We start from the raw sequence: 13,046 nt of genomic DNA, 5'->3' as shown, positions 1-13,046 counted from the left end.
GGGCGGGGCGGGGCGGGGTGGGCGTCGCGGTGCCGGGGCGTCCCGTTCGTCAGGCCGGGAAGCGCCGTCCCACCCAGCGCCAGGTGACCTCCAGCAGTACGGCCGCCACCACCGCGATGGCGACGGCCGCCCACGGCATCGTCGTGCCGACCAGGCGCAGGTCGAAGAACCTCTGCAGCCAGGGGGTGGCGAGGACCGCGAGGAAGGCCAGGCCCATCGCCAGGACCAGGGCGATCCGCCACCAGGTGTAGGGGCGGGCGATGATCGCCAGCACCCACATCGCGGCGAGGAAGAGCGTCAGGGTGGCCGCGCTGGTCTCGGCGGACAGGGCCCCCGGGCCGGTGTAGTAGGCGCGGGCGAGCAGGTAGGTGGTGAAGGCGGCGAGGCCCGTGATCAGGCCCGAGGGCACCGCGTAGCGCATCACCCGGCGGACGAAGTGCGGCCGGGCGCGCTCCTTGTTGGGGGCCAGGGCGAGGAAGAACGCGGGGATGCCGATGGTCAGGGTGGAGAGCAGGGTCAGGTGCCGCGGCAGGTACGGGTAGGGGATCTGGCAGCAGGCCACCAGGAGCGCCAGCAGGACGGAGTAGACGGTCTTGGTGAGGAAGAGGGTGGCGACGCGGGTGATGTTGCCGATGACCCGGCGGCCCTCGGCGACGACCGAGGGGAGCGTGGCGAAGCTGTTGTCGAGCAGGACGATCTGGGCGACGGCGCGGGTGGCCTCGGAGCCGGAGCCCATGGCGACGCCGATGTCGGCGTCCTTGAGGGCGAGGACGTCGTTGACGCCGTCGCCGGTCATCGCGACGGTGTGACCGCGCACCTGCAGGGCGGCGACCAGCTCCCGTTTCTGCTGCGGGGTGACCCGGCCGAAGACCGCGGACTTTTCGACCGCGGCCGCCATGGCCTCGCGGTCGCCGGGCAGTTCGCGCGCGTCCACCGCTCCGTCCGCGCCCGGCAGCCCCAGTTTGCCGGCCACCGCGCCCACCGACACCGCGTTGTCGCCGGAGATCACCTTGGCCGCGACGTTCTGCCCCGCGAAGTAGCGCAGGGTGTCGGGGGCGTCCGGGCGCAGCCGCTGCTCCAGGACGACCAGCGCGGCGGGCCGTACGTCCCGGGTGACCTCGGGGTCGTCCAGCTCCCGTGCGGCGCGGGCCAGCAGCAGGACGCGCAGGCCCTGGGCGTTGAGGCCGTCGGTCTCGGTGAGGTGGTGGTCGCCGGGCGGCAGCAGGACGTCCGGGGCGCCGAGCAGCCAGGTGCTGCTCTCGCCGTCCGGGCCGTTGAGGGCGGCGCCGCTGTATTTGCGGGCGGAGGAGAACGGCAGCGCCCGGGTGCAGCGCCAGGCGTCGTCCGCCGGATACGCCTCGATGATCGCCCGGAGGGAGGCATTGGGCCGTGGATCGCAGGCGCCCAGTGCGCCCAGCACCTGCTCGATGGGCGCCTCGTCGCCGTCGAGGGACCGCAGCCCGTGGACGTCCATTCCGCCCTCGGTCAGCGTGCCGGTCTTGTCCAGGCACACCACGTCGACCCGGGCCAGCCCCTCGATCGCGGGCAGCTCCTGGACCAGGCACTGCTTGCGGCCCAGCCGGATGACTCCGATCGCGAAGGCGACGGAGGTGAGCAGCACCAGGCCCTCGGGGATCATCGGCACGATGCCGGCCACCATCCGGCGGATGGCCGCGTCGCCCGGCAGGCCGAGGGTGAGCAGATGGCTGAGGACGAGGCCGATCGCGGTCGGGATCATCATCCAGGTCACGTACTTGAGGATCCGGCTGATGCCGCTGCGCAGTTCGGAGTGGACCAGGGTGAAGCGGCTGGCCTCCTCGGCGAGCCGGGCCGCGTACGCCTGCCGGCCGACCTTGGTGGCGGTGAAGGCGCCGCTGCCCGCGACGACGAAGCTGCCGGACATCGTCGGGTCCCCGGGCTTCTTGAGGACCGGATCGGCCTCGCCGGTCAGCAGCGACTCGTCGACCTCCAGGCCGTCGCTCTCCTGCACCTCGCCGTCGACGATGACCTTGTCGCCGGGCCCGAGTTCGATGACGTCGTCGAGGACCACCGCGGAGGTGGGGACCTCGGCGGCGGCCCCGTCGCGCCGGACGGTCGGCCGTGCCTCGCCGATGACCGCCAGGCTGTCCAGGGTCTTCTTGGCGCGCAGTTCCTGGACGATGCCGATGCCGGTGTTGGCGACGATGACGAAGCCGAACAGGCCGTCCTGGATCGGGCCGACGATCAGGATGATCACGAAGAGCACGCCGATGATGGCGTTGAAGCGGGTGAAGACATTGGCGCGGACGATCTCGGCGGCCGAGCGGGAGGACCGTACGGGGACGTCGTTGACCTCGCCCCGGGCGACCCGCTCCGCGACCTCGGCGGCGGTCAGTCCGGGGTTGACCGGTTCCCGGTCGGTCCGCCGGGCCGGCGCGCGGCCCGGTCCGGAGTGCTCGGGTCCGGCGCTCGCCCGCTCCGTCATGCCCTCGACGTTACGGGCGGAAAGGGCACTTCACCCGCCGGCTCGGGCGGGGCGGTGGGGGAGTGTGCTCAGTGCTGGTCGGCGGGCTGCCCGGCGGTCGCGGCGGAGCGCTTGATCGCGGCGTCCCGGGCCCGTACGTACCAGATGCCCACCAGCCCGAGGCCGCCGCCGGCCAGGCAGGTCCACACCCACCAGCTGTGGCCGTGGCCGGCGAACCAGCCGTAGAACGGGAGCTGGCCGAGGAAGAGCACGAACCAGATGATGGTGCCGCCGGTGATCGTGCCGACGACGGGGCCCTCAAGAGGCGCCGGGGCCTCGCGCAGATCGGACTTCTTCCACATGGTGGCCAGCTTACGGGGAGGGGGCGCGGGGGCCGCGGGCGGCGGTGGGCAGGGCCCGGAACCTGGTGGGGGGCCGGCCCGGCCCGTGCGGCACAAGGGTCTACGCGCGGAGATGGTGATCAGTGGCTTGTTTATTCATACTGAACCTTTCTGGATACGGCTGGATCGGCTCGTCTCTTCATCCAACCCGCTCCGGTTGTCCTGTTTCTGTATGTGTTCCGGGCCCCCGGGCCCCCACGCCTGCCCAGGCCCGTCCGACTGAGGTCCCCGCATGCCCCCCTCGGCCACCACGCCGGTCGACACCCTCAAAGACCCAGGTCCGAAGCCCCCCAAGAACGGCTTCGACCGCTTCTTCAAGATTTCCGAGCGGGGGTCGACGGTCGGTCGTGAGCTCCGCGGCGGCCTGGCGACGTTCTTCGCGATGGCCTACATCATCGTGCTGAATCCGATCATTCTCGGCTCCGGAGTCGATAAGTTCGGCCACCATCTCGACAATGCCCAGCTGGTCACCGCCACCGCGCTGATGGCCGGTCTGAGCACGGTGCTGATGGGCGTCGTCGGCAACGTCCCGATCGCCGTCGCCGCGGGCCTGGGCATCAACGCCGTGGTGTCCCTGCAGCTCGCCCCCAAGATGAGCTGGCCGGACGCGATGGGCATGGTCGTGCTCGCCGGTCTGGTGCTGATGATCCTGGTCGCCTCGGGTCTGCGGCAGCGGGTGATGGACGCGATCCCCAACGGGCTGCGGCGGGCCATCGCCATCGGCATCGGCCTGTTCATCTCGCTGATCGGCCTGGTCGACGCCGGCTTCGTCACGCGTAACCCGGACGCCGCGCACACCACCGTGCCGATGGGCCTGGGGCAGGGCGGACAGCTCAAGGGCTGGCCGGTGCTGGTCTTCGTCCTCGGCCTGGTGCTGATGTTCGTGCTGGTCGTGCGGAAGGTCAGGGGCGCGATCCTGATCGGCATGGTCAGCATGGCCGTGGTCGCGATCGTCATCAACGCGCTGGTGCAGATCCCGGACGCGTCCTGGGGCCTGGCGGTCCCCAACGTGCCGGACAAGATCATCGGCACCCCGGACTTCGGTCTGATCGGTCAGATCAGTCTCTTCGGCGGCTTCAAGGAAGTCGGTGTGCTGACCGGCTGCCTGTTCGTCTTCACCGTGCTGCTGTCCGGCTTCTTCGACGCCATGGGCACCATCATCGGCGTCGGTGAGGAGGCCGGCCTGCTGAACAACGAGACCGGCCAGCTGCCGAACATGGGCCGGATCCTCATGGTCGACGGCATCGCGGTCGCGGGCGGCGGCTTCGGCTCCGCCTCCGCCAACACCTGCTTCGTGGAGTCCACGGCCGGTGTCGGCGAGGGCGCCCGCACCGGTCTCGCGAACCTGATGACCGGTGGCCTCTTCCTGCTCGCGCTGGTCTTCGCGCCGGTGGCGACCGTCGTCCCCTCGCAGGCCGCGACGCCCGCCCTGCTGGTCGTCGGCTTCCTGATCATGGCCTCGAACGTCCGGGACATCGACTGGGGCGACTTCACCATCGGCATTCCCGCGTTCCTGACGATGGTCTCGATGCCGTTCACCTACAGCATCACCAACGGCATCGGCATCGGCGTGCTGGCCTTCATCCTGCTGCGCACGGCGACCGGCCGCTTCAAGGAGATCCCCTGGCTGCTGAACGTGGTCGGCCTCTGCTTCCTCGTCTACTTCCTGCTCGACCCGATCGAGCAGGCGCTCGGCGTCAAGTAGCGGGCCGGCGCGCCCCCAGCTTCTCCGTCAGCTTCTTCGTCTCGTCGAGAGACGACTGGAAGCGCTCGTCGAAATCCTCGCGGATGAGCGTCCGGACCACATAGTCCTGGACGCTCATTCCGCGTTTTGCGGCGTGCTGCCGTATCCGGTCCAGCAGCTCCCCGTCCACGCGCAGGCTGAGCACTTGCGATCCCATACGGAAACGGTCCCGTCCGCAGGCGGTCAGGTGTGTCGCTTTCGGCCGCGTCCTCACCCGTACGGGTGAAGCTCGACGGGCAGTACCCCCTGGCTTTCCTTAGAAAGGGTAATGAGTTATGCTAAAGACCATGCCGGAACTGTCCCGCCCCCAGCCTGACGGCCGGGAGGCACCCCCAGACGACGCGGCCGCGGTGAACGCTCTGCGGTCCGCCGTGATGCGCCTGTCGCGCCGCCTCAAGCACCAGCGGGTCGACGAATCGCTGAGCCCCACCGAGATGTCGGTGCTCGGCACCCTGTTCCGCTGCGGCAGCGCCACCCCCGGTGAGCTGGCCCGCAAGGAGCATGTGCAGCCGCCGTCGATGACGCGCATCGTGGCCATGCTGGAGGCCAAGGGACTGGTCCGGCTCGAACCGCACCCCGACGACCGCCGCCAGAAGGTCGTCACGCAGACCGAGCAGGCCGAGGCGATGCTCGAGGAGAGCCGCCGCAAGCGCAACGCCTGGCTCGCCGAGCTGGCCTCCGGGCTGGACGAGGACGAGTGGGCGAAGGTGCGGGCCGCCGCGCCCGTGCTGGAGAAGCTCGCACAGCTGTAGAACCCGAGGCCGAGGAGGCGAACCCACGTTGAGTACGGGATCCGGAGCACACTCCGCCCCCGCACCGAACTCCCCATACGACACGGTTTCCGACGACGCGACCGCGACCTCACAGGGCCCCGCCCCGGACGTCGCCACAGGCCCCGCCGCCACACCGCGCAAGGGCACGTTCAGCTCGCTCCGCATACGTAACTACCGCCTCTTCGCCACCGGCCAGATGGTGTCCAACACGGGCACCTGGATGCAGCGCATCGCCCAGGACTGGCTGGTGCTCAGCCTCACCGGCTCGTCCGGTGCGGTCGGCATCACCACCGCGCTGCAGTTCCTGCCGATGCTGCTCTTCGGGCTCTACGGCGGCGTCATCGCCGACCGCTTCGCCAAGCGCAAGCTGCTCCTGTTCACCCAGGCCGCCATGGGCCTGACCGGCCTCGCCCTCGCCGTGCTCACCCTGAGCGGCCAGGTGCAGGTCTGGCACGTCTACCTGGTCGCCTTCGTCCTCGGCCTGGTCACCGTCCTCGACAACCCCTCCCGGCAGGCCTTCGTCTCCGAGATGGTCGGCCAGGACGAGCTGCGCAACGCGGTCAGCCTCAACTCCGCCAACTTCCAGTCCGCGCGGCTGATCGGGCCCGCCGTCGCCGGTGTCCTGATCACCGCCTTCGGCAGCGGCTGGGCCTTCCTGCTCAACGGCCTCTCATTCATCGCCCCGCTCACCGGGCTGCTGATGATGCGGACCTCCGAACTCCACAAGGTCGACCGGGTCCCGCGCAGCAAGGGCCAGCTGCGGGAGGGGCTGCGGTACGTCTCGGGGCGCCCCGACCTGCTCTGGCCCATCGTCCTGGTCGGCTTCATCGGGACCTTCGGCTTCAACTTCCCGATCTGGCTGACCGCGTTCGACTACCACGTCTACCACCAGGGCGCCGGCACCTACTCGCTGTTCAACGGGCTGATGGCGGCGGGCTCGCTGATCGGTGCGCTGCTCGCCGCCCGCCGCGCCGGCTCCCGGCTGCGGCTGCTCGTCGGCGCGGCGGTCCTCTTCGGCGCCCTGGAGATCGCCGCCGCGCTCGCCCCGTCGTTCTGGGTCTTCGCGGCGCTCCTCGCCCCGATCGGCATGGTCGGCCTGACGGTCAACGTCACCGCCAATTCGAGCATCCAGATGGCCACCGATCCGCTGATGCGCGGCCGGGTGATGAGCCTGTTCATGATGGTCTTCGTGGGCGGCACCCCGCTGGGCGCACCCGTGGTCGGCTGGATCACCGACGCCTTCGGCGCCCGGACCGGCTTCCTGGCCGGCGGCCTGGTCTCCATGGTGTCCGCGGTCGTCATCGGCCTGATCCTCGCCAGGGTGGGCGGCCTGCGCCTGAAGATCGATCTGCGCCGGGGCCGTCAGCACGTCGCCTTTGTGCCCCGGGTCTCCGTCGCCACCTCTTCTGCCTCCGCGGAGAGGAGCATGGCTCCGGCGGCGTAGGGGTGGGGCGGTGACGTAGGGGGGCGGCGGCCCGGCTGACCCGGTCGGCGGGCTCCCCGCCCGACTCGTCCCGCCCTGCCCGGCCATCCCCGGCCCGCCCCGGCCTCCGAGCCGGGGCGGCGCGCTTCCGGGCCGCGATCTGCCGGACGGCGATCTGCCGGACCGTGATCTGCCGGACGGCACGAGCCCTGCGCCACACTGACCGCATGAGACTCTTCGCCGCCGTCCTGCCCCCCGCGCCCGCGATCGAGGAACTGGCCGCCGAGGTAGCGCAGTTGAAGAAGCTGCCGGCCGCCGACCGGCTGCGGTGGACGGGCCGGGACAGCTGGCACTTCACTCTTGCCTTCTACGGCGAGGTGCCCGAGGAGATCGTCCCCGACCTGCAAGAACGCCTGGGCCGCGCCGCCGGTCGCCGCGATTCCTACCCCCTGCGGATCGCCGGCGGCGGCCGCTTCTCGGACCGGGTGGTGTGGGCCGGGGCCGACGGCGACCGGCCCGCCATGCGCACGCTCGCGGGCGCGGCGTCGGCAGCGGGCCGCCGGGCGGGCGTGGCCATGGAGGACGAGCACCGCCCGTACACCCCTCACCTCACCCTCGCCCGGAACCGCATCCCCGATCTGGACCTGCGCCCGTACGCGGCCGCCTTGAAGGATTTCGCCGGTTCCCCCTGGACGGTCGACGCCCTGGCCCTGGTGCGCAGCCATCCGCCCGTCCCCGGGGTGGCCGGCAAGCAGCCCCACTACGAAACGGTGGGGTCCTGGCCGCTGGGCCACTGAACGGCTGCTCGGCCGCCGTTTTGCCGAACGGCTGCCGCGCCACTGCCCTGCCGTCCGGCCCCCGCGGCCGGGCAGGCCCCGGGCCGCCGAAACGCGCGGACCGGTCCCGGTTACGCTCAAGGGGTGGACCCCAAAACCCGTAACCGGATCATGTCCGGCCTGCTCGCCGTCCTGCTCATCGTCGTGGTCGTGGCGGCGGCGCTGCACTGAGCCCTGCCGTGGCCGCCGCCGCGCGCCCGGCCGCCGGTCCGACCGGCCGCCGGGCGCGCGGCCCGCTCACCAGGCGAAGGCCTCCGGGCTAGGGCCGGGGCCGGGGAAGATCTCGTCGAGCGAGGCGAGGAGTTCGTCCGGGAGGGTCAGCTCGAGGGCGCGCAGCGCGGAGGCGAGCTGGTCCGTCGTGCGGGGGCCGACGATCGGCCCGGTGACGCCGGGACGCGTCAGGAGCCAGGCCAGCGCGACCTCGCCGGGCTCCAGTCCGTACGTGCCGAGCAGATCCTCGTAGGACTCGATCCGCGCACGGATCGTGGAGTTGGCGAGGGCATCGGCCGAGCGGCCGACCGCCGAGCGGCCCGCGCCGCCCTCGCGCTCCTTGCGCAGGGCCCCGCCCAGCAGCCCGCCGTGCAGCGGGGACCACGGGATGACGCCCAGGCCGTAGCCCTGGGCGGCCGGGATGACCTCCATCTCGGCGCGCCGCTCGGCGAGGTTGTAGAGGCACTGCTCGCTGACCAGGCCCAGCGCACCGCGGCGGGCGGCCGCCTCGTTGGCACGCGCGAGGTGCCAGCCCGCGTGGTTGGACGAGCCGGCGTAGAGGATCTTGCCCTGCTGGACGAGGACGTCGATGGCCTGCCAGATCTCGTCCCAGGGGGTGTCCCGGTCGACGTGGTGGAACTGGTAGAGGTCGATGTAGTCGGTGCCCAGCCGCTTGAGACTGGCCTCCACCGAGCGCCGGATGTTGACCGCGGAGAGCTTGTCGTGGTTGGGCCAGACCTTGTCGCCCTCCACTCCCATGTTGGCGTACACCTTGGTGCCCAGCACGGTCTTGTCCCGCCGGCCGCCGCCCTTGGCGAACCAACTGCCGACGATCTCCTCGGTACGGCCCTTGTCGGCGCCGAATCCGTAGACATTGGCGGTGTCGAAGAAGTTGACGCCCGCGCCCTGCGCCGCGTCCATGATGGTGTGACTGGCGGCCTCGTCCGTCTGAGGCCCGAAGTTCATCGTCCCGAGGACGAGTCGGCTGACCTTGAGTCCGGTGCGTCCGAGCTGCGTGTACTTCATGGTGGTCCAGCCAACGCCCTGGAGTGCGCTCGATGCAAGGACCGTGAGGGGTGGCGGACGGCCTCTTCGTGGTTCCCGGGCCGGGGGGCCGGGCGCTCCATGGGGCGGGTGGTGCCTCAGCGAGCCGACAGCACCCCGTACGCCGCCCCGACCCCCCACGCCTGATGCATCGCCCCGGCGAACGCCCCCGCGAGCAGTCGCTCCCCCCACTCGGACGGATGTGTCCCGTCGTAGGTGGCGTGATCGATCTCCCAGCCGTCCGGCTCGGAGGCCAGCAGCAACGGTGAGCCGGGGGTGGAGAGATCGGCGACGGCCTTGGCCAGCAGCTCGTTGAAGCGCTCGCACTGCGCGCCGAACGCGGGGTCCGCGACCGCCCGCACATTGGGTATCACCGGCATCAGCACCGCCCGCAGGTGCGGCGCCGCCGTCCGGGCCCGGGCCACGAACTCCCGCACGTTCTCCGCGGTCTGCTCGGCGTTCGTATAGAAGCCGAGGTCGATCAGGCCGAGCGAGACCAGCAGGGTGTCGGCGTCGTACCGGCGCACCATGTCACCGATCAGCGGCGCCATGTGCAGCCAGCCCTCGCCCCAGCCGGCGAGGTGGCGGCGGGCCTCCTCGGGGAAGCCGGGGTCGGCGTAGGCGGCGGAGGCGGGGGCGCCCGTGGCCGGGTCGTGGAGCGTGTGGCGTGGTCCGACGATGCGGTACGGGCCGTCGAACGTCGCGTTCAGGTGCTGCCACATCCGGTAGCGCCAGGTGAAATCGCCGGTGCTCCCAATGGTCATCGAGTCACCGACGAACATGATCCTCATCCGGCCATGATGGCCGAGGTCCCCTACTGCTCGGTACGTGACGCTGGACACGCCCCGGTCCGTGGTGCGGTGACGGTGTGCCGACCTGGTGCGGCCGGCAGTGGGGAGGCCGGTGACTTGCGGCCACGTCCGGTGGTCCCAGATGGCAGTCTGTGCCCATGCGTTCGCTTCTGTGCGCGGCCGGTGCCGCGGGAATCCTGTGGTCGGCGGCCGTGGTGCCCGCCGCCGCCGACGAGCCCGACGGCTTCACCATCGGCGATCCCCGGATCACCGAGTCCAGCGGCCTGGCCGCCAGCCGGGCGCACCCCGGGATCTACTGGACCCACAACGACAGCGACGACGGCCCGTACGTCTACGCCGTCGACGGCAGGTCCGGCCGTACGGTCGCCAGGATCACCCTGCGCGGCATCGGCAGGCCGCGCGATGTCGAGGCCATCTCGACCGGCCCGGACGGCAACATCTACGTCGGCGACATCGGCGACAACCTCGGCGGCAGCTGGAACCACGTCTGGATCTACCGCTTCCCCGAACCGAAGAAGCTGCGCGACGCGACGGTGACGGCGACCCAGTTCGACGTGAAGTACGCGGACGGGCCACGGGACGCCGAAGCGCTGATGGTGCACCCCAAGACCGGCCGGGTCTATATCGCCAGCAAGAAGCAGGACGGCGGTGGCGCCCTCTACGCGGGCCCGCAGCGGCTCACCACCTCCGCCACCAACGTCTTCCGCAAGGTCGCGCCCGTCGATCTGTGGGTGACCGACGGTGCGTTCTCCCCCGACGGCACCCGTCTGGTGCTGCGCAGCTACTTCGGCGCCCGGATCTTCCGCTGGCAGGACGGCCGCCCGAAGGACCTCGGCAGTGTGGGCGTACCGATCCAGCAGCAGGGCGAATCGGTCACCTTCACCCGCGACGGCCGCACCCTGATGTACGGCTCGGAGGGCAACGACAGCGAGGTCAAACCGGTCGGCCTGAGCGACGCGCAGCTGCCGGACTCGGTGAAGGACGACCCGTCGAACGGCGACGGCGCAGGCGGCCACGGCGGCAAGGGGAGTCAGGGGACGGACCTGGACCCCGGCTTCATCAAGGGGGCGGTGATCCTCGCGGTGGCCACGGCGCTGGTCGTCGGGCTGCGCAGGCTGCTGCGGCGGCGGTAGGGCGGGTCTTTGTCACCGCCGCGGCGATGAGTTTGCCCGCCCCCGGCAGTCTCACCGACACCGACACCGACACCGACACCGAACCGACGTCGACCCCGACACTGACATCGCCCCCGATACCGATACCGACATCGGTATCGACAACGGCAGGAGGAAACGCGTGGCTCAGCTGCTGAGAGTCCAGAACTTCACCGTCTCGCGTGACGGATTCGGTGCCGGTGAGCACCAGAGCTTGGAGAGACCGTTCGGCCATGCGGACCCCGGGGACCTGTTCGCCTGGGCCGGCGCCACGGCGAGCTGGCCCATGCGCACCGACCCCGGAGGCAGCCGCGGCCTCGACGACTACTTCACGCGGGACTTCGCACGCAACATCGGCGCCGAGATCATGGGCCGCAACAAGTTCGGGCCCTACCGCGGGCCCTGGAGCGACCACGAGTGGAACGGCTGGTGGGGTGACGAGCCCCCGTTTCACACCCCGGTGTTCGTCATGACCCACCACGAGCGTCCTTCGCTCACGCTCTCCGACACCACGTTCCACTTCGTCGGCGGCGACCCGGCCTCGGTCCTCGAGCGGGCGCGGGAGGCCGCGCAGGGCAAGGACGTCCGACTCGGTGGCGGGGCCACGACCATCCGGCAGTTCCTTGACGCCGACCTCGTGGACACGATGCATGTCGCCGTCTCGCAGGTGGAGCTCGGTTCCGGGGTGCGGCTCTGGGAGTCCCCCGACGAACTGCTCGACCGCTTCCATCTCGACGTCGTGCCCAGCCCGAGCGGCGTGACGCACCACCTGTTCTGGCGAAGGTGACACACGGGCCCACTCGGGACGCCGACGCGGTCGCCGCGCCCGTCCCAGTGGGCCCCGGCCGCGCCCTGTTCCCCGGCCTGCCCTACGCCCCGGCCCCGCCCGTTGCCCCGGTCTCGCCCTGTTCCCCGTCCCCGGCCGCGCCCTCGACCAGCCGCAGCTCGTAATGGAGTGTCCGCTCCTTCTTCAGCCGGTGCAGCAGTGGTACGAACAGTCCGTGGATCAGGGGGTATTTCCGGGTCAGGGAGCGCTCGGCCCGCCGGTACTCCCGGGTCTGCGGATCCAGCAGCCGCACCCGCGCCGCGACGGTGGGCCCGGTGGGACGGCCCCGCCAGGTGGAGGCGCAGATCTCCACCTCGGGGAAGTTCCGCATCCGCTTGGCCTTCCAGGCGCTGCCGTACGTCCGCAGGTAGGCGTGATCGCCGTCGACGGCGAGGTTCATCGGCGTGCCGACGCCGGTGCCGTCCCGCTTGTACGTGGTCAGCAGGATCGCCCCTTGCCGCTCGAAGGGGGCGAGGCCGGGGCTCGGGGGGTTCGTCATGGCTCCCATACAGGCACATCCGGCCCGTTTCGTCACTTCATGGTGCGTCCGTTCGGGCGGTGCGGGCGGCGATGAGCGCTTCGAATCCGTCGAGGAGCGCGGTCAGGCCCAGCTCGAAGACAGAGGTGCCGTCATCGGCGAATGTGTCCTCGTCCAGGGCGGCGAGGGCGGGGTAACGGCCGCTCAGCATCACCTTGGACAGCACCGGCTCCTGGGACTGCCAGAAGTCCGCGTTGCTGATGCCGGTCCTCTTCTCGGCAAGGGCGGCGTTGAGCTCGGTGCGGGCGACGCCGGCGAGGAAGCCGCCGAAGGTCACCAGTACGTGCATCTTCTCGCGGTCGGTCAGACCGGTACCGGCCAGGGCGCGCACCGAGTGCTCCAGTGAGTCCAGGGCGTTGGGGCCGAGCAGCGGGCGGGCCTGGTCGACCTGGAGCAGCCAGGGATGCCGTTGGTATTGCCGCCGGCTGCCACGGGCGAGGGCTTCCATCGCGGGGCGCCAGCCGACGGCCGGGTCGGGGTGGGCATCGGCGTCGAACTCCGCGACCTTGTCGAGCATCAGGTCGAGGAGTTCGGCCTTGCCCGGCACATAGCGGTAGAGCGACATGGTGCCGACGCCGAGGTCGGTGGCGACGCGGCGCATGGACAGGGCGCCGAGCCCGTCGGAATCGGCGACCGCCACCGCCGTGGTGACGATGCGTTCGAGGGTGAGGCCCGGCTTGGGGCCGCGGCTGGGCCGCTCGCCGAGGCCCCAGAGCAGCTCCAGGCTGCGCGAGATATCGCCGCCGCCGCTGTGTTCTGTCGTCGTCATCGTGCGGTCATCTTATGCCGCCCGGCCTAAAAACTAGGTACGGCGTACGCGTAATCGGGTACGGTGTACCCAGTTT

The 13,046-nt window shown here is 71.0% G+C and carries 13 protein-coding genes; 6 read left to right on the top strand and 7 right to left on the bottom strand.

From position 1 onward, the window contains the following. Window positions 1-49: 49 nt before the first annotated feature. Together OHS81_RS14155 and OHS81_RS14150 are read right to left on the bottom strand one after the other, a co-directional pair. On the bottom strand, window positions 50-2,464 hold the full coding sequence (locus OHS81_RS14155) for a cation-translocating P-type ATPase (protein ID WP_328385138.1): 2,415 nt from the start codon (window positions 2,462-2,464) through the stop codon (window positions 50-52). A gap of 68 nt (window positions 2,465-2,532) precedes the next feature. Continuing rightward, complete coding sequence (locus OHS81_RS14150; RefSeq protein ID WP_328385137.1) at window positions 2,533-2,805, bottom strand: DUF2530 domain-containing protein; 273 nt, start codon at window positions 2,803-2,805, stop codon at window positions 2,533-2,535. Window positions 2,806-3,076: 271 nt separating this feature from the next. Between OHS81_RS14150 and OHS81_RS14145 the strand changes: the two genes are divergently transcribed. Beyond that, window positions 3,077-4,549, top strand: a complete 1,473-nt coding sequence (locus OHS81_RS14145) for an NCS2 family permease (RefSeq protein ID WP_328385136.1) — start codon at window positions 3,077-3,079, stop codon at window positions 4,547-4,549. Here the strand turns inward: OHS81_RS14145 and OHS81_RS14140 are convergent. After that, a complete protein-coding gene (locus OHS81_RS14140; protein WP_328385135.1) occupies window positions 4,542-4,745 on the bottom strand; it encodes a hypothetical protein in 204 nt (67 codons plus the stop codon). The genes OHS81_RS14145 and OHS81_RS14140 overlap by 8 nt on opposite strands. A gap of 130 nt (window positions 4,746-4,875) precedes the next feature. Between OHS81_RS14140 and OHS81_RS14135 the strand changes: the two genes are divergently transcribed. The 3 genes from OHS81_RS14135 (at window position 4,876) to thpR (ending at window position 7,581) form a co-directional block, all read left to right on the top strand. Further along, window positions 4,876-5,340 carry a MarR family winged helix-turn-helix transcriptional regulator gene (locus tag OHS81_RS14135; protein ID WP_328385134.1) on the top strand — a complete coding sequence of 155 codons (465 nt, stop codon included), beginning with the start codon at window positions 4,876-4,878 and terminating at the stop codon, window positions 5,338-5,340. A 28-nt stretch (window positions 5,341-5,368) separates the two neighbouring features. Further along, window positions 5,369-6,805 (top strand): MFS transporter, encoded by a 1,437-nt coding sequence (locus OHS81_RS14130; protein WP_328385133.1) that lies wholly within the window; start codon window positions 5,369-5,371, stop codon window positions 6,803-6,805. A gap of 206 nt (window positions 6,806-7,011) precedes the next feature. Continuing rightward, window positions 7,012-7,581, top strand: coding sequence for an RNA 2',3'-cyclic phosphodiesterase (thpR, locus tag OHS81_RS14125; RefSeq protein ID WP_328385132.1), 570 nt, complete (start codon window positions 7,012-7,014; stop codon window positions 7,579-7,581). Window positions 7,582-7,857: 276 nt separating this feature from the next. On the opposite strand, the gene OHS81_RS14120 is transcribed toward thpR, so the two are convergent. Both OHS81_RS14120 and OHS81_RS14115 read right to left on the bottom strand, forming a co-directional pair. Next, complete coding sequence (locus OHS81_RS14120) at window positions 7,858-8,856, bottom strand: aldo/keto reductase (RefSeq protein ID WP_328385131.1); 999 nt, start codon at window positions 8,854-8,856, stop codon at window positions 7,858-7,860. Window positions 8,857-8,972: 116 nt separating this feature from the next. After that, entirely contained in the window at window positions 8,973-9,656 is a 684-nt protein-coding gene (locus OHS81_RS14115; protein WP_328391148.1) for a GDSL-type esterase/lipase family protein, read from the bottom strand. Window positions 9,657-9,823: 167 nt separating this feature from the next. On the opposite strand from OHS81_RS14115, the gene OHS81_RS14110 reads away from it, so the two are divergent. Next, window positions 9,824-10,819, top strand: a complete 996-nt coding sequence (locus OHS81_RS14110; RefSeq protein ID WP_328385130.1) for a hypothetical protein — start codon at window positions 9,824-9,826, stop codon at window positions 10,817-10,819. Between the two features lie 160 nt (window positions 10,820-10,979). Then, window positions 10,980-11,624, top strand: a complete 645-nt coding sequence (locus OHS81_RS14105; RefSeq protein WP_328385129.1) for a dihydrofolate reductase family protein — start codon at window positions 10,980-10,982, stop codon at window positions 11,622-11,624. Window positions 11,625-11,706: 82 nt separating this feature from the next. Here the strand turns inward: OHS81_RS14105 and OHS81_RS14100 are convergent, their stop codons facing one another. Together OHS81_RS14100 and OHS81_RS14095 are read right to left on the bottom strand one after the other, a co-directional pair. Continuing rightward, window positions 11,707-12,162: a PPOX class F420-dependent oxidoreductase gene (locus tag OHS81_RS14100; protein ID WP_328385128.1), complete on the bottom strand. Its 456-nt coding sequence runs from the start codon at window positions 12,160-12,162 to the stop codon at window positions 11,707-11,709. Window positions 12,163-12,199: 37 nt separating this feature from the next. Then, a complete protein-coding gene (locus OHS81_RS14095; protein WP_328385127.1) occupies window positions 12,200-12,970 on the bottom strand; it encodes a TetR/AcrR family transcriptional regulator in 771 nt (256 codons plus the stop codon). Window positions 12,971-13,046 lie beyond the last annotated feature (76 nt).

The organism is Streptomyces sp. NBC_00400 (genome assembly GCF_036048035.1).
GTDB lineage: Bacteria > Actinomycetota > Actinomycetes > Streptomycetales > Streptomycetaceae > Streptomyces.
Note: the sequence above shows the minus strand (reverse complement) of the source record. Positions and strands in the feature narration are given on the sequence as shown.